At 68.9% G+C, this 16596-nt stretch carries 14 protein-coding genes; 5 read left to right on the forward strand and 9 right to left on the reverse strand.

Annotated elements, in window-relative coordinates; genetic code table 11:
- Window positions 1–173: 173 nt before the first annotated feature.
- On the reverse strand, window positions 174–1379 hold the full coding sequence (locus ACWEO7_RS29380; RefSeq protein ID WP_452427998.1) for an oxidoreductase: 1206 nt from the start codon (window positions 1377–1379) through the stop codon (window positions 174–176).
- 61 nt (window positions 1380–1440) lie between these two features.
- Between ACWEO7_RS29380 and ACWEO7_RS29385 the strand changes: the two genes are divergently transcribed.
- The 3 genes from ACWEO7_RS29385 to ACWEO7_RS29395 all read left to right on the forward strand — a co-directional run bounded on the left by ACWEO7_RS29385 (window position 1441) and on the right by ACWEO7_RS29395 (window position 3279).
- Window positions 1441–2022: a TetR/AcrR family transcriptional regulator gene (locus ACWEO7_RS29385; RefSeq protein WP_452427999.1), complete on the forward strand. Its 582-nt coding sequence runs from the start codon at window positions 1441–1443 to the stop codon at window positions 2020–2022.
- Between the two features lie 115 nt (window positions 2023–2137).
- Entirely contained in the window at window positions 2138–2821 is a 684-nt protein-coding gene (locus tag ACWEO7_RS29390) for a type 1 glutamine amidotransferase domain-containing protein (protein WP_452428001.1), read from the forward strand.
- A 236-nt stretch (window positions 2822–3057) separates the two neighbouring features.
- Complete coding sequence (locus ACWEO7_RS29395; protein WP_452428002.1) at window positions 3058–3279, forward strand: hypothetical protein; 222 nt, start codon at window positions 3058–3060, stop codon at window positions 3277–3279.
- A 136-nt stretch (window positions 3280–3415) separates the two neighbouring features.
- Here the strand turns inward: ACWEO7_RS29395 and ACWEO7_RS29400 are convergent, their stop codons facing one another.
- Both ACWEO7_RS29400 and ACWEO7_RS29405 read right to left on the reverse strand, forming a co-directional pair.
- Entirely contained in the window at window positions 3416–3664 is a 249-nt protein-coding gene (locus ACWEO7_RS29400) for a hypothetical protein (RefSeq protein WP_452428004.1), read from the reverse strand.
- On the reverse strand, window positions 3661–5241 hold the full coding sequence (locus ACWEO7_RS29405) for a carboxylesterase/lipase family protein (protein WP_452428039.1): 1581 nt from the start codon (window positions 5239–5241) through the stop codon (window positions 3661–3663). The genes ACWEO7_RS29400 and ACWEO7_RS29405 overlap by 4 nt, the downstream gene beginning before the upstream one ends.
- 479 nt (window positions 5242–5720) lie before the next feature.
- Here ACWEO7_RS29405 and ACWEO7_RS29410 point away from each other — a divergent pair, with 479 nt between their 5' ends.
- Together ACWEO7_RS29410 and ligD are read left to right on the forward strand one after the other, a co-directional pair.
- Window positions 5721–6926 (forward strand): site-specific integrase, encoded by a 1206-nt coding sequence (locus tag ACWEO7_RS29410; RefSeq protein WP_452428006.1) that lies wholly within the window; start codon window positions 5721–5723, stop codon window positions 6924–6926.
- Window positions 6927–7002: 76 nt separating this feature from the next.
- Complete coding sequence (ligD, locus tag ACWEO7_RS29415) at window positions 7003–7944, forward strand: non-homologous end-joining DNA ligase (protein WP_452428041.1); 942 nt, start codon at window positions 7003–7005, stop codon at window positions 7942–7944.
- A 61-nt stretch (window positions 7945–8005) separates the two neighbouring features.
- On the opposite strand, the gene ACWEO7_RS29420 is transcribed toward ligD, so the two are convergent.
- The 6 genes from ACWEO7_RS29420 to ACWEO7_RS29445 form a co-directional block, all read right to left on the reverse strand.
- Window positions 8006–9193, reverse strand: a complete 1188-nt coding sequence (locus ACWEO7_RS29420) for an NAD(P)/FAD-dependent oxidoreductase (protein WP_452428008.1) — start codon at window positions 9191–9193, stop codon at window positions 8006–8008.
- Window positions 9194–9274: 81 nt separating this feature from the next.
- Window positions 9275–10216 (reverse strand): RNA polymerase sigma factor SigJ, encoded by a 942-nt coding sequence (gene sigJ, locus ACWEO7_RS29425; RefSeq protein ID WP_452428010.1) that lies wholly within the window; start codon window positions 10214–10216, stop codon window positions 9275–9277.
- Window positions 10217–10408: 192 nt separating this feature from the next.
- Complete coding sequence (locus tag ACWEO7_RS29430) at window positions 10409–11599, reverse strand: formyltransferase family protein (protein WP_452428012.1); 1191 nt, start codon at window positions 11597–11599, stop codon at window positions 10409–10411.
- An 87-nt stretch (window positions 11600–11686) separates the two neighbouring features.
- Window positions 11687–13426, reverse strand: coding sequence for a tetratricopeptide repeat protein (locus ACWEO7_RS29435; RefSeq protein ID WP_452428014.1), 1740 nt, complete (start codon window positions 13424–13426; stop codon window positions 11687–11689).
- 31 nt (window positions 13427–13457) lie between these two features.
- Window positions 13458–15272 carry a hypothetical protein gene (locus ACWEO7_RS29440; RefSeq protein ID WP_452428015.1) on the reverse strand — a complete coding sequence of 605 codons (1815 nt, stop codon included), beginning with the start codon at window positions 15270–15272 and terminating at the stop codon, window positions 13458–13460.
- Window positions 15269–16567 (reverse strand): ABC transporter substrate-binding protein, encoded by a 1299-nt coding sequence (locus ACWEO7_RS29445; protein WP_452428017.1) that lies wholly within the window; start codon window positions 16565–16567, stop codon window positions 15269–15271. The genes ACWEO7_RS29440 and ACWEO7_RS29445 overlap by 4 nt, the downstream gene beginning before the upstream one ends.
- Window positions 16568–16596: the final 29 nt, after the last annotated feature.

A 16596-nucleotide genomic window follows, 5' to 3' on the forward strand; every position in this document is an offset into this window, starting at 1 on the left:
GGTAGGCGGCTGCGGCGTCTTGCAGAGAGTCGATGCGAAGGCGTCCGGGATAGTCGCGATGCGTGTACCGGTGTCGGTAGTAGCAGTTCCAGTAGCTGGCGACACGCTGGCCGGTGAGGCGGAGGAAGTGCGAGTTGGTGGCGGAGAACCGGCCGTAGGGCTGGTGGTGGGCCCTACGCGGCACGGTTGTTCAGCCAGGTGCGGTAGCGGCGCAGTGCGCGACGCTGGAGCACGGTCTCGTGGAGGAGAGCGACCTTGGGGTTGATCCCAGGACGCGTGCGCCGTCCGGCGCCGAGGCGGCGAAGCTGTTGTCGCACTCGGGCCATGCTCGCGGCCGAGGCGACAGCCTTGTCCTTGATCTCCACGGGTGTGAGTTCAACCTTGGCGTCGGCGTCCCGGCGCCACCGGTTCGGCAGGTCAGGGTCGACGGCCAGCGCGCTGCCCATGCCGACGAGATCGATGCCGCCGGCCAGGACCTCCTCGGCCACCGGTCGCCGGAGGACACCTCCGGTCAGCATCAGTGGCAGCGGGCTGGTTGTCGCGAGTTCTTCGGCGAGGGAGAGGAAGTAGGCCTCGCGGGCTCGGGTCCGCTGGTCACTGGCTTGGCCGGTCATGGCAGGGGCCTCGTAGCTGCCCCCGGAGAGCTCGACGAGGTCGACGCCGAGCGGGGCCAGCATCGCGAGCACGGTCGCGGCGTCGTCAGCATCGAAGCCGCCGCGCTGGAAGTCGGCGGAGTTGAGTTTGACCGCGACGGCGAACGTGGGAGCGACCGCGGCCCGCACCGCACGCACGATATCGAGCAGCAGCCGGCCCCGGTTCTCCAGGCTGCCGCCCCACTGGTCGGTGCGCCGGTTGGTCAGCGGCGAGAGAAACTGCGACAGCAGATAGCCGTGGGCGGCGTGGATCTCCACACCGTCGAACCCGGCCGCCTCGGCCCGACGCGCCGTCTCGGCGAAGCGCGCCACGGTTTCCTCGATCTGCCGCGGGGTCATCTCGACCGGGTCGGCGAATCGCTTGCTGTTCTTGCCGACATCGACACGGATCGCCGACGGCGCCCAGGCGGCGACGGCCCACCGACGGAACGGTTCCAGCGGCGACTCCGCGTCCAGGACGACTCCGCCCGGCCCGGTGAGCGCCTCGGCGTGGACCATGACATTGCCGGTGATGATCAGCCCGACCCCGCCTCGACTCCAACGCCGATAGAGCCGGAACAGGGACTCGTCGGGGAGTTGACCGGACACGGCCATGTTCTCCTCCATAGCGGCCTTGGCCAGCCGGTTCGCGACCACGGAGCCGTTCGGGAGGGTGAACGGCGCGAAGACCGGTGAAGTCCGCTCCGCACCGCCGGACCTGGCAGGGGTGGGGCCTGTTGATGGCATCGCCGCTCCTGAATGCGGTAAGTTTACATTGCTAACATGAGACTAGAAGGGGATGTAAGCGATGTCAACTTCAGCGAAGAAGGGTGGTTACCATCACGGCAACCTGAAGGCGTCGCTGCTGACGGCGGCGATGCGCATGCTCGAAGTCGGCGAACCGTTCTCGCTGCGTGCCATCGCTCGCGAGGCGGGCGTCTCGCCGACCGCGCCCTATCGACACTTCGCCGACCGCGACGCGCTGGAGTCCGCGCTGGCCGTGCAGGGCTTACGTGATCTGAAAGCGGGCCTGACGGACGGACGCGAGCTCCCGGCATCGGCGGCGGGGCTCGGTGAGCTGGCGGTCGCCTATGTCGATTTCGCCCTGCGCCGACCGGCGTTGTTTCGCCTGATGTTCGGCAACGCCTGCGACGAGGGCAATGAGGAGCGGGTCCAGGCGGCAGAGGAAATCCACGATCTCGTGCAACTCGCGATGAAGCAGGTCTTCCCGGACAGCGACCCCGTGGCGCTGGCCGCGGCATGGTGGGCGCTGGCCCACGGCATGGCGTACCTGCACCTGGACGGCAAGCTCCCGGCGCAGTCGAGCCGCGAGGTGGCCGATCACGTGCGCGCCGCGTTCGCCGCGATCCTTTCCGCGCGCCCACAGTAGGCCGGCACCGCTCCGAAGTGCGCCCCCGCACACCGAGGCAGGTGTTGACAGTGCTCACATACCGCCCTAGCCTTGCCAATGTGCGCAATGTAAACATTCAGGAGGATGATCAAGCATGATCAAACGCATCTTGAACGTCGTCACCAACGTCGGCCACTACGACGACCCGTCCCACCCGACCGGATTGTGGTTGTCCGAACTCACCCACGCCTGGCACGTCTTCGAAGAGCACGGATTCGACCAGACCATCATCAGCCCGGCGGGCGGCCCCGCTCCGCTGGAGCCGCGGTCGCTGAAGTTCCCCAACTACGACAAGACCGCGAAAGCCTGGCGTGCCGATCCAGCCCGGATGGCGCTGCTGGAGAACACCGCCAGCCCCGACCAGATCGACTCGGCCGACTACGACGCCATCTACTTCACCGGCGGACATGGGGTGATGTACGACTTCCCCGGCAGCGAGGGCCTGCAGCGCATCACCCGGGAGATCTACGAACGCGGGGGCACCGTCTCCTCGGTCTGCCACGGCTACTGCGGCCTGCTCAACACCAAGCTCTCCGACGGGTCCCACCTGGTTGCCGGTCGCCGGGTCACCGGGTTTGCCTGGCAGGAGGAAGTTCTCATCCGCGTAGACAAGCTCGTGCCCTACAACGCCGAGGACGAGATGAAAAAGCGCGGCGCCCGCTACGAGAAAGGCAAGCTGCCGTACTTCTCCTACGCCGTGGTCGACGGCAACCTCGTGACCGGCCAGAACCCCGGATCAGCCAAGGAGACGGCGAAGAAGGTCGCCGCCCTGCTGTGACCCCTGCGCACCGGCGCCCGACCCGAAGTGGATGGCCTACGCGCCGCCGAGCCGGGCGGATGCCAACCACAAGCATTCGGCAAAGTGGTGTTCGGCTCCCGCCTACGCGAGCCGGCGCGGAACTGACAACACTCACCGGAGATCCTTCGAGCCAGAGATCGGCTGCCGACAACCTCTGGCAACTCCCGTTCGCTCCCAGTGCCTCGTCCGGAAAGATCGAACTGGGCCGCCAGGCCATGACAACCGATGCATGGTTTGCGCCCGAGAGCGATGTGCACCTGCGGATCTGGTTGGGTGGCATGGTCTTCGACTACGCTGCCACCGCGGTGGCGGCTCGCAATGTGATCGATGATTGGAGCCGAAAGCATTGGGTCACAATCGAATTGATCTGCGACACCATAGAAGGACATCTACCGCTGCCCCGCCTGCCGTACGAACGATTGTTCCTCGGCCCGTGACAAGCAGGTGTAGTCCACCACCGGATACAGGGCTTCACGCACGACGGCGTCGGGGTGATCCACGGCTGCGGTTCGATGCGCTCTGCTGGATGGCAGTCGAACCACTCCGCCGCCATCGGCGCGGCGGGCGAAGAAGTCAGGCGCATGCGACCGCTGCTGCAACCCATCCCACCACGACAGTCAGGCCCGGATTGTTGCGCTGCCCCTGAAACGACGGGATCGACCGGATCGGCGCCACCCGCTCGGACGCCACCGCCGTGGCGTCCGGCAGGAAGCGACGGACCTCTCCAGCCTCTGGATCGACGAAGCCGACTTCGAACCCTCGAACTGGCTCCGCCGCTACCCCGCTGGGCACCAGGTGCAGACCATGCCCCTGGCTGGTCACCGACCACCTCCCGCTCCGACGCTTTGACACAGGTCCAGGGAGTCGAACCGGTGTGTATGCCAGATAAGGCGTGAGCGTTCCTCTGGGTAGGGCTGGGTGGTCGGCTCGGCGCTGTAGACACGAGTGGATCGGCTTTCCGGATCGTAGGACGCCCAGCCAGGGTTTCCGGTGGTCGCGAAACGCACCCAGTCGCTGCGCATTTGATAGGAGACCTCCAGGACCTCATTCGCGGCGTTCGGGTAGGCCAACGGGTGGCCACGCACCTCGTCGGCGCTGAGCGTGCCGAACACAAGCAGCATGTCGAGGCTGTGCGAGGCACCCTGATCCCGGCGGAAGCTCCAGCACAGTTCATAGAGCCACACGGGTCCATGCCCGGCGTATTGGGCATCGGCGAGATGCAGGCTCGGCATCCGAAGCAGCCAGTCGGAGTTGACGAGCTCATACAGCTGTTCAGGGGCGGCCTCCGGGTAGGCAGCGCGGTATCCGCCACTGCTGTCCGAGACGGGCGCGAGACGTTCGAGTGCGGCGGTCGCCTGCTCATCGGTCATCTCTGTGCCGCGCCAGGCGTTGAACAGCGAGTACTCGTCACGGGTGTGTCCAATGAGCAGATCGATACCCCGCGCGGCACCGTTGGCGAGCGCATGCCACGGCGCAGCAGGCAGTACGACGCCATCGACAACCGGTGAGAACGGCGTAGGCGTCAGCGCGGTGGGTCCCCATGATTCGACGAATTCGGGCATCTTCCGAATCACCGCGTCGGTCGCCTCGATCAGCGCACGCGGCGGTATACTGGCGAGCTCATCGACGGTGGCGCGCACACCGAGTTCCGCGGCGATCGTCGCGGAGATCGCGCCGGCGAGCCGTGGGGAGAAGTACGTGCCCGGCAGGCTCTGCGATATCGCACGACGAAACAGCCCCGCTGCCATGGGCATAGCGAGCAGCGCCGCGACAGAACCAGCTCCTGCGGACTGGCCGAACACAGTGACGTTGTCAGGATCGCCGCCGAACGCGGCGATATTGTCCTGTACCCACCGCAAGGCTGCGATCTGGTCGAGAATGCCGCGGTTGTCCGGGGCCCCGGCGATGTGGGCGAAACCTTCCACGCCCACTCGATAGTTCATGCTGACCATCACCACACCGCACGCGGCGACAGTCGCACCGTCCTGGTGCGGGTTGCCGGCGGCGCCCTCGAGGTATCGGCCCCCGTGAATCCACACCATCACCGGCAGCCGGGCGGTACCAAGCTCGGGTGACCAGACGTTGAGCGTCAAACAGTCCGCGGAATCATCATCAGTGCTGCCGGACACCGACGACATCACCGAACCTCGATGGCTCGCTTGGGGAACCGGTGGACCGAACTCCAGCGCGTCGCGGACACCATCCCACCGCTGTACCGCAGCGGGAGCCGCGAACCGACGCGCGCCGAATGGTGACTCGGCGAAGGGGATGCCCCGGAAGATCGCGACTGCGTTCTCCCACCTGCCGCGCACAACCCCCGCAGTCGTTCGGATCTCTGGTTCGAAACTCCCCCAACCTTCAACGCGCACACCAGAACCCCCGCCAGTCACACCCACCACCCCGTCCATGCCGTTCGCCGACGCCAGATCGCGGGTGATCATGCCACAGTGGCCAGGGATTTCGAGACATTGGCCAGATACACATTTACGGTCGTCAGATTCACTGAGACTTGGCCAGTTTCATTGAGACGGGACACTCCAGATCCAGTCGTCTCCGAAATCAGCCCTCCAGTTCTGACCTCCGATAAGTGAACCTTATCGGCGGTCAGAACCGGGCTTGATCTCGGCCATCGTGGAACGAATTACGTTGCGTAGCGTTTGTTGTGACTAAACGAAACCGCTACGAAAGAGATGAAAAACTGGGTACCCCGGTCATCGACTTCACAGATCACAGCGGGCAGCCGGAGACGAGGTAGGCGGAGGACGAGCGCGCGGTTCGCCATGCGAGAGTGCCGCTTCGGTGCCGTAGGCTGGCTTTCCTGCGCCGAAAGCCGTGGCGCGAACAGTCCGTCATCGATAGGAACGCGGGAGCCCGAGCCATGGACGATCGATCCACCGTGGTCGCGGTTCCGGAGTCGGTGCGCAGCGAGTTGCGCCGCGGGGTGCGCAGCGTGCTGGTCGATGCGGCGGCGCTGCGGCTGGTGCGCGATCGTTTCGACGACGATCAAGCCGGATCGCTGCGCCGGTATCTCGAGGCGTCGCAGTCGGCGAACACTCTGCGCGCCTATCGGGCCGATTGGGTGGCGTGGTCGGCGTGGTGTGCCACCGAGGGCCGTCAGGCGTTGCCGGCCGACGCGCTGGATGTGGCCGTCTATCTCGCGGCGGCGGCCGACGCGCGCCGCGCCGGCGGCGAATGGGCGTTCAGTCCCGCGACTTTGGAACGCAAGGCGGCCGCCATCGCCGCGGTGCACGCGGCCAACGGCCTGCCGTCACCGACTCGATCCGATGTGGTGCGCCTGACGCTGCGCGGCATCCGCCGCACCCGGCGGACGCAACCCCGACGCAAACGCCCTGTCCTGCTGCACACTCTCGATCAACTGCTGGGCGGGCTACCCGAACCGGTCTGGCCCACTGAGCCCGCCCGCCGCCGGGATGCGCTCGCACTGCTCGTCGGTTTCGCGGGCGCCCTGCGCCGCAGCGAACTGGCCGGTCTGCGCATCGGGGACGTAGAGGTGGGCCTCGACCACACGACCGGCGAACCGATTCTGTTGATCCGGCTGCCCGCGACGAAGACCGATCCAACCGGCGCGGCCGAACAGCGCGTGGCCCTCCCCCGCGGCCGCCGACCCGCGACGTGCCCGGTCTGCGCCTTCGCCGACTGGCTGCGGCTACGCGAAAAGCATGCCGCCGCGGGGACTTGCGGTGTCCGCTCCTGGCTCGCCGACCTTCCCGCGAGTTCGGCCGACATCCACCGCTGCCACGGCTTCACCGGCACCACGCTCACCGACGCGAACCTACCTCTCTTTCCCACCGTCAACCGGCATGGCGCGATCGGCGACCGCGCCATGTCCGGGCGGGCGGTCGCCGAACTGGTCAAGCGTTATGCCGCCCGGGCCGGGCTCGACCCCGATCTGTTCTCCGGACATTCGCTGCGCGCCGGATTCGCCACACAGGCCGCGCTCGGCGGCGCCAGCGACCGCGAGATCATGCGTCAGGGCCGCTGGACCAACCCGCGCACCGTTCACGGCTACATCCGCACCGCCAACCCTCTGGAAGACAACGCGGTGACCAAGCTCGGATTGTGAGCCCGGCGCGGCACAGGAGTCCGCGCCCGATATTTGCTGAAGATATGCTGGTTGCGTGCTGTCAGTGCAGGCGCCGATGCTGGCCGTCTCCGGACGGCCACCGCGGGAGCACGGCCGGTGGGCGTTGGAGATGAAGTGGGACGGCATTCGCGCCGTCGCGCGGTGCCGGGCGGGGGAATGCCGGTTCTACAGTCGCAACAATCGGGATCTCAGTGGCTCATTTCCCGAGCTCACGGCGGTTCTCGCCGAACTGGGGGAGGGTGGTGGGCTGATCCTGGACGGGGAGATCGTGGCGCCGGATCCGGAGACGGGCGCGCCGTCGTTCGGTCGCCTGCAGCGGCGGATGCATGTGGTCTCCCCCACCGCGGAATTGCTGCGGAGATTCCCGGCGCAATATCTAGCGTTCGATCTCCTGGCTGTCGGTGGTAGGTCCGTCATGAATCTGCCCTACGTCGAGCGTCGCGCGCGTCTGGCGGAACTGGCGCTGGACCGGCCCCTGGTCCGGACCCCGCCGTACTACCGAGATGTCGACGCCGACACGCTGCTCGACGTCGCGCGTGAACACGGCCTGGAGGGAATCGTCGCCAAGCGGCTCGATTCGGCCTACTACCCCGGACGGCGGTCTCCGTTGTGGATCAAGACGCCGCTGCGCAAGACGACCGAGGTCGTCGTCGCGGGCTGGCTGCCAGGTACGGGGCGCTTCTCCGCGACGTTCGGCTCGCTGGCGCTGGGTGCCTACAACGACGACGATCAGCTGGTGCACATCGGCAATGTCGGCACCGGCTGGACTATGCACGACCGCCGTTCGCTGCAAGTTCGCCTGAACGAGCTGTCCCGCTCGGACACGCCCTTCGACGTCCCCGCGCCGCGCGCGGTCGCGGCATCCGCCCGCTGGGTCGAGCCGGTCCTCGTCGGCGACATCGAATATCGCGAAGCAACCTCCGAGGGGCTGCGCCACCCCAGCTGGCGCGGGCTGCGCCCCGACAAGTCTCCTCGCGACGCGAAATGGCCGCTATAACCCACAGGTCCGCCCCAGCCCGTCCGGCCGGGGCGGACCTGCGCCGGTTCCGCACCCGCGCTCAGACGGTCGCGGCCGTAGCGCCCGCCCCGGTCTCGACGACCCGGCGACGCCGGCTCGGCGCCAGTAGGGTCGGGTGCTTCACGCACCAGGCCGCGATGGAGCAGATCAGCTCCTTCACGCGGGCGGCCTTGCGGCCCACGTCGACCTTGGAGGTGGGCTGATCCTCCTTGGTCACCTTCTGCACGATGGCATCGCGGCGGCCGAGGCTGATGCACTGGCTGTTGTAGCCGATGGGGGCATCGGGAACTGCACGTCCGGTCAGCCGAGCGGCGATGGCATCGGCGCCCAGCCAGGCCATCGGGGAGGCGGTGGCGCAGCCCATGCGCAACGTCCTGCCGCCCACTCCTGCGGCGTGTGCGGCATCGCCGACGGCGTATACATCCGGGTGCGAGACCGAGCGCTGGGTAGCGTCGACGACGATCCGCCCGGCCTCGGAGACGGTCAGCGTGCTGGCGGCCGCGATCGGGTGCACGGCGAATCCCGCTGTCCAGACGGTCATTTGCGAAGGGATCTCCGCTCCCGCTCGGGTGGTCACGCCATCTTCGGTGACCCTGGTGACGTCGGCGTGCTCGTGGACGGTGATACCGAAGCGTTCGAACGCGCCGCGCAGGTGGTTCTGTGCCTTCTCGTCGAGCCAGTCGCCGACGCCGCCGCGCGCGGCCATCGCGACCTTCAGATCCGGGCGCGCCTCGGCGATCTCGGTGGCGACCTCGATACTGGTCAGGCCACCACCTACGATCAGCACGGTGTCGCCCGCCCGCAGCCGGCTCAGACGTTCCCGCAGCCGCAGCGCCGCGTGCTTGCTCGCCACCTGATGGGCGTGTTCGACGACGCCGGGCACGCCGAAATCGGCGCCGGTGCTGCCAAGGGCGTAAACGAGTGTGTCGTAGGCGAGGGTCTCGGCACCTTGATCGCCGATCAGTTCGACGGTCTTGCGGTCGGCGTCGACCGAATCGACCCATGCGATGCGCACCTGAACGCCGGTGCCAGCGAACATCTTGCGCAGTGGACGAACCGGCAGGTCCTGCCCGGCGGCGAGCTGGTGCAGGCGCACCCGTTCGACGAAGTCGGGGTCGGCGTTGACCAGGGTGATTTCGACGTCGTCGCGGTGCAGTCGCTTGGCCAGGCGGCCGGCGGCGGTGGCTCCGGCGTACCCGGCTCCGAGGACGACGATGCGGTGCTTCATGGTGTTGCTCCTGTCTCGGTGGGTTCGGAACTTGAACCGGACAGCCGCACGGATGCTGACAGGAGCAGGATGTGATGTGGGTCACCACAAATCGGGCAGGGGTGCTCCCGGTGCGTAGGTGGCCCACTGGCGATTGGCGAATGCCAGCTTGTCGGGGTTGGCGTGGGCGTGCACGGCGGCGATGCCGTCGGCGGTCACCTCCAGCACCACGACGCCGACGATGCGATCCTGCGCCACCAGGATCAGCGCGGGCCTGCCGTTGACGATCGCGGCGAACGGCGTGGGCTTGCCGCCGAGCTTGTCCCACTTGGCACCCGAAGGTTTGATGGCGAGCCGCACGAACGTCGCGATGCGCTCGGCGCCGACGAGCGGCCTGCTCAAGGTGGCGAAGAAGGCGCCGCCGTCACCGATGATGGTGGCGTCATCGGTGAGTAACCGCACCAGCTCATCGGTTCGGCCGCTGACCGCCGCGGCCAGGAATTCCTCCACGATCCGGCGGGCGGCGGTCTCGTCCACCTCGATACGCGCCCGTTCCACGGCCAAGTGCTGTTTGGCGCGGCGATAGACCTGCTGGCAATTGGATTCGGTGATGTCGAGCAGGTCGGCGATCTCGTGGTGCGGGTAGCCGAAGGCCTCGCGCAATACATACACCACGCGTTCCTTGGCGGTGAGCCGTTCCATGAGCGTGAGCATGGCGATCGACACCGATTCGCGTTGTTCGACGGTGTCGTCCGGGCCCAGCATCGGGGCGCCGGCCAGCAGCGGCTCCGGAAGCCATTGCCCCACATAGGTTTCCCGGCGCGCGCGGGCGGAGGTGAGCTGGTTGAGGCAGAGATTGGTGAGCACCTTGGTCAGCCACGCCTCGGGCGTCTCCACGTATTCGCGGTCGGCGGCCTGCCAGCGCAGATACGTCTCCTGCACCGCGTCCTCGGCATCGGTGGCCGAGCCCAGCAAGCGGTAGGCGATCGCTTCCAGGCGGCCCCTGGAGCGTTCGAACAGATCAGCCTCGCGCGTGAGCAACATGTCGGTCATCGTCGGCTATGCGCACCGGTCGTGTCCAGCGGTAGCAGTCCCCCGACCAGCTTGTCCGGAGGCGTCGCGCACGTGCCGGCCGCGACCGGGAACTCACACTCGCCGACAAGCATGCTTCAGCACAACGTTCCCTATTCGGCTTCGACATTCACAGTGCGGCCGGCACAGCAGGATTCGGCGGAGTCACGGTCGCAGGCCGGGACCGGTGGACTGAACGCGTTCGTCCTCGAAGTCCAGGCGGTAGACCGCGGGCATCGGCATCGCGCGGCTGAATGCCCAGTCGACCTCGCCGCGACCGAACGCGATCAGCGCCCGGGAGATGAACGTCCCGTGGCTGCCCACGACGACGGTCCGGCCGCGGTGCCGATGCGCCAGCGTCGTCAGGATCGCCGCGGCCCGGTCGGACAACTGTCGCAGACTCTCGCCACCGGGCCTGGCGAGCGACGGCTCGGCCCAGCTTTCGCAGTAGTAGCGCGCATAGTCGGGTGTCGGGCCGATCCCGGACTCCCACTCGCGCAGGTCGTGGTCGGTTTCGATGGGCAAGCCGGTGCGACGTGCGAGCGGCTGGATGGTTTGGACTGCGCGCAGGTAGGGGCTGGAGAAGATCGCGGTGGGCGACAAGGCTGCCAGGTCGGTGACCAGCAGTCGTTCGCCTGCCGCGGTCAGTGACCGCTCGTAGTCGCCCGGCCCACCCGCGCGAGGGGTGAACGGCTCAGCGTGACGGACCAGGACGAGAGTGCAGCGGGCAGTGCGCCGGGTAGCGATTCGTCGCACCACATCGGGAAGCAACGTGTGTTCGGCGTGCAGCACCCGCGCGCCGAGTGTCTCGACGGTGTCACCCGGCTGGACCGGTACCTCTACCTGGGCGATGATCTGCCCGGTGTCGTATTCGTTCGAGACGAGGTGGACGGATACGCCGCTGACGGGATCTCCGGCGTCGAGGACGGCTCGATGCACGTGCCCGCCGTACATACCGGGGCCGCCGTGTCGGGGCAGCAGTGCGGGGTGGACGTTGATGATCCGTCCGGAGAACTCCGCTCCGGTGCGCGGCCCGACCTTCTTCGGGTATCCGGCGGTGACCACCCAGTCGGCCGAGTGCTCGACGAGCGCGGCGCGGATGGCTTCGTCCGGGTCGTCGTGGGTGCGTCTGGACAGGTGGCGGGCGGGGATCGCGTTGTCGCGGGCGTAGCGCAGCGCACCGGAGTCGCTGTTGTTGCTGATGACGAGCACGATCCGGAACCGTGCGTCCGCGACGAGGGAAGCTCTGTGCAGCGCACGCAGAGTGGATCCGTGGTGGGAGGCGATCACCGCGACGCGAAGTTCCGGCACGGCTTCGTAGTCCGGCACGGCGAGTTCGCCGTGGCCGGTGTGCATCGACGTTGGACGCCGCGGAGGGCGCAGTGGCCGGGTTCGCTTCTCCTGCTGCGGTTTGCGAACTCGAACGGCCGGGCCACAGGCAGGTCAGCGAGGGGTTTGCGGCCGGTGAGCGTGATCTTCGACGGGTGCGGGCCACTGATCGATCCGAGCCGGCGGGGTGCGGCGGGATCGGAGGAGGTCGCGGAAGCCGCGATCGGCGCGTAGTTGCGAATGGGCCTGCGCCGCATAGTGTTCGGTGTGGCGGGCGGTGGGATGCCTGCGCCGGGCTTCGGCGAGCCATCCGGTGGCTTGGCGGAGGGCTTCGGTGCGGGTAAGGGGTGGGTCGGTGGGCAGCAACAGGGTGGCGTGGTCGGGGTCGACGACGATCGCGGAGCCGAGGTGTTGCAGGCAGCGGCCGATGTCGAGGTCGTCGTCGAGGGCCCGGTAGGCGGTCAGGGCGAGCTGCCAGCAGCGCAGGGCCCGGCGGGGTTCGCCGCGGGCCCACCACATCGTGCCCATGGTCTCGTGGGTCTGCGCGCGTCCGTCGGGATCGAGGCCGGCGCGGGTGAGGGACTCGGCGAGTTCGAGACGATCCTGCGCGGCGTCGAGGCGTCCTTGCCGGATGTGCACCACGGCGAGATTGATCAGGGCGCACACCTCACCGGCGACGTCGTCACGCGGCAGCAGCCACCACGCGGTCTCCAGCTGCTCGGCCACCTTGTCCAGCACCGGCGAGCCGGCGTCCAGCTCCCGCAGCGCCGCCTGATGCTCCCAGCGGGCGGCCAAGCTCGTCGACAATCGCCGCGGCCGGTAGCCGCGCGGCCGCTCGGTGAGCCGTCCCGCCCGCAACAGCAGCAGATCGCGGTTCAGCTCGTCGGTTTCGGGAAGCGCGCACAGATCGTCGGCCACTCCGCGCCCGTTCTCCCCCAGGCCGATACGCGCGTACCACACGTCCAACGCGTTGCCGATGTCGACCAGGTGCGCGACGGCCGCCGGGGGGTAATCCACGCCTCGAGCCGGTGGATCCGCTGGATCCGGTGGGTTCACTCGAGCCGCGCACGCCTCCACCAACGCGCGCAAATACGGTTCCTCGGTCTCGAACCAGCGGCGAGCGCCCACCGCGAAGCGCCGTGACTCCAGCGCGATGGCCCAGCGCCCCGCGCGGTCGGCGTAGTGGTGCAGCAGCGCGGTGAGCGCCGCGGCCCACTGCGGTCCGGCGGTGACCGTCGCTCGATCCGGCAGCCTGGGCACTTGTCGCACGCACCACCGCTGGCCACCGTGCCCGGCGAGAATTCCGCGGCGGTGCAGACCGTCCAGCAGTCTCGCCGCGGTGCGGGCCGAGGGTTCCCGTGCCAGCGGCAACCGTCCCGGCGTGTCCCGAATGGCGTTGAGCACCGCCAGCAGCGCGACGGTTTCATAGTCGTGCACCGGCAGGTCCCGCAGTACCGCGGCGATGAGATGCCCGTCGAGCGCCGCGACCGTCCGGCGCGGCGGCGCGGCTTCCCGCGGCCTACGGTCCGCGAGCGCGGGGCCCGGCTCGATGAGACCGGCGATGAGGTCCATGTCGCGGGCGGTGCGCATCTTGGTGCGATACCCGCGTGCGAACCGGTACAGCGCGTAGGTCGCCGCCGCGGCGATGAACAGCACCGACAACCAGCGCAGCGGCCCGTTGAAGAACTGCACGACGGCGTTCTCGCCGAAAGAATTCACCACCAGGGTGCGCACCAGCTCGAACAGCACCGTGTAGGCGACCAGCGACGCGGTGCCCAGGAACCCGATCCAGATCGAGGATCTGGGTGTGGCGGTCTGCCCGACCGGTTCGGTGTGCTCGGCCGAAGTGCTCACCCGATTCCTCCCTCGCTGTCGGCGGCTCGCGTCATCGCAGCACTCCGCCGGTCAGGCCCGGCACCACCCAGCGCCGCCAGGTCACCAGCAGCAGCGCCACCGGCAGCACGGCCGACACCAGCGATCCCGCGGCCAGTTGCGCGCTGTTCTCGCCGAATTGCCGCGCTTCGCCCCACAGCAGCAGCGACCACGGGCTCGCGCCCGCTCCGCTGACCACGAGGCCGATGAAGAAGTCGTTCCACACCTGCACGAATTCCAGTACCGCCACCGCTCCCAGCGCGGGCCCGGAGGAGGCCAGCACGCGCTGGGCGATGGTGCCCGGACTGGCCAGACCGTGCAGTGCGTCCGCGGCGGTGCTGCCCGGCGGGGCGAGCATCGCGCCGCGCAGCACGAGGATGGCGATCGGCAGTCCGGCGGCGGCGTGCACGAGGATCAGCGGGATGCGGGTTCCGGACAGTTCGTAAGTGTCGACGAGGCCGTCGATCGGTCCGAGGTAGGTCTGCGCGGGGATCACCGCGAGCACCACCAGCGCTACGACGGCCAGCCGTGCGGCGGTGCCGTTGGGTCGCAGCGCGGCCAGCCGGTAGGCCACCGGCGCGGCGGCGGTGACCACGACCACCGTGACGATCCCCGCGACCCAGGCGGTGGTCTGCAGCGAACGCCACAGTCCGTCGTCCCCCAACACCAGAGCGATGGCCGAGAAGCCGAAGCCGTCGTGTGTACGCAACCCGGTATAGGCGAGCACGCCGATCGGGTACAGCACCAGCACCGACACCAGCACGATGCCCGCCGCCCGCACCGGACCGATGCGCCGTCGTCCCGCCACCGAGATCGCGTGCACCGCCGACCAACTCGCGCGGTGATGGCGTACGTCCACTTGCAGCAGCCAGGCGACCGCGCCCACGAGTACAGCCAGCGGCAGCGCGTAGGCCGCCGCGAGACCGGGTTCGGCGTCGGCGGCCAGCCGCCACCAGTGCACGGTCGCGCTGTCGACCTGGTATTCGAGCGCCCCCGGCACCCCGATCAGCACCACGTCGAACACCCGCGCGGCCGCGACGCCGACGGCCAGTCCGGCGATCAGCAGTACCGGCCGCAGCAACTCGTACAGCCGGATCGCCAGCGGTCTGCCGTCGTCGCGGTAGAGGTACCCGGCGCGCGCGGGATCGGCTTCGATCGCATGGATTCCCGCGCGGAACAGCGCGGTGAGGAAACCCAGCCAGGTCCACAGGAACGCCGACCCGAGCATCGCCGCCAGCCACCACCGGTAGAGTCCGACGTCCTCGATGTCCAGCCACCGCGCGCCGTTGCCGAAGATCACCCGGAACGCCACCCCGGACACGAACGCCGACACCCCGAACGGCACGATCAGCGGCAGCCACAACCAGCGCGCCGCCCGGCCCCACCAGGCGATCGCCAGCGCCACGAGCAGCAGCCCGATTCCGAACGCCACCCACAACAGCGTGCGCAGGTACGCGCCGCGACCGTCGGCGTTCATCGTCCCACCCAGCAGCCACAGTCCGGCGATCGTGGCACCGATCGACAACGGCCACAGCAGAATTCGGATCCAGGGCACACCCCACCGCCTGCGCAGCGCGGCGGGCAGCAGCGCACCGGTCGCGGCGACCGCGCACGCGAGCACCGACAACGGGCTGGCCCGGGCGGCGATCAGCACGGTCCATCCCGTCGGTAGCATCAGCAGCGCCACCGTCAGCAGCGTCGCGGGCAGCCCGGCCACCCAGCCCAGCCAGCGCCGTGGCCTGCCGCCCGCGACCAGCGGCCCGCGCATGCGGCGGGTGGCCAGCTCGATGCGCAGACCGTTGACGTCGAAATCCGGAGGTATCGTCATCGGCCCCGCCGATCGACGTCGTCCAGCGCGGCGATGGCACGGTCGGTGGCCTCGGTCGTTCGTGCCTGCCCGCCGTCGCCGATCGCGATGAGGAACTCCGTCAGCACCCGCCACAATCCTTCCCGTCCGCCCACCGGCCCGATCCGGTCGGACAGATCGAAGGTGCTGCGCGCGGCGAGCTCACCCGCCGAGGGCGCCAGCAGCGGCGAGTAGTCCGCCTCCGTGCGCAGGTTCGGGGCGAGAAAGCCGCCGTAGCGCTCGATCCACGGCAGGGGGGCGCGAGCGGCGGCCAGTTTCTCGACCAGTTCGTCCGCGCGCGGGGTCGCCTGCCGCGTCACCACGATCACGTCACCGCCGACGATCTTCGGCCGCCCCGGCGCGGTGTCCACCGGCGGGAAGGCCACCACCCCGACGGCGTCGTCGATCTCGCGCCCGGACGCGCGGACCGCGCTGCGCACGATCGGTTCGGCGAAGTCGGGCGCGACGACGGCCGCGGCCCGGCGATGCTGGAATACCTCGCGGATGGCGTCGGAGAACTGCCTGGTCAGCGCGACGCCGACGCCACCGGGGAACGCGTGCCGCTGTCCCCAGAGAGTCCCCAGGTGACCGAAGGCGGCCCGCACCGCGGGGTTGTCCCATTCCCGTTCCCGGTGGTTCTTGGAGGCCAATTCGTCGTAGATGCGGGGTGATTCGGCGAGCAGGACGTTCTCGAAGAAATCGGTGAGCACCCAGCCGTCGGCGGCGGCCAGCGCCAGCAGGCGGGTCGGCGTCTGCGCGAGCACCTCCATCCGGTCGACCCAGCCGTCGAGAGTCCATGCCGCCGGTTCGCCCAAGCCGTGGGTGTCGAACTGTTGGCGGTCGAACCACACCAGCGATTTGTCCGCGGCTTTGAACGGCACACCGTAGAGCCGGCTCTCGTAACGCAGCAACAGTTGCCAGGGTTGGGCGTAGCGGGTGCCGAGTTCATCGGCCCACACCGTCTCGGCGACGGGCCGCAGTTTGCCCGCGTCGGCGAGTTCGCGCACCCGCCCGGCCTGCGGAAGCAGCACTACGTCCGGCGCGGAGCGGCCGCCTGCGGTGAACGCGGTGTCGGTGTTGTCGCCGAGGGGGATGACCTCGACCTCGAAGCCGAGGTCCAGCCCGTCCAGGACGGCGTGGAAGGCGGCGAGTTCCTGGCCGCTCCAGGACACGCCGACGCTCACCGCGTCCGAGCTGCCCAGCAGCACCTCCGGCGCGCACGCGGCAGCCAGCGGGAGGACCATTCCCGCTTGCAGCACCGCTCTGCGCGTCCCCATCGACCCCCGATGTCATTGCGTGCCAGTCG

This window comes from Nocardia sp. NPDC004260, assembly GCF_053603155.1.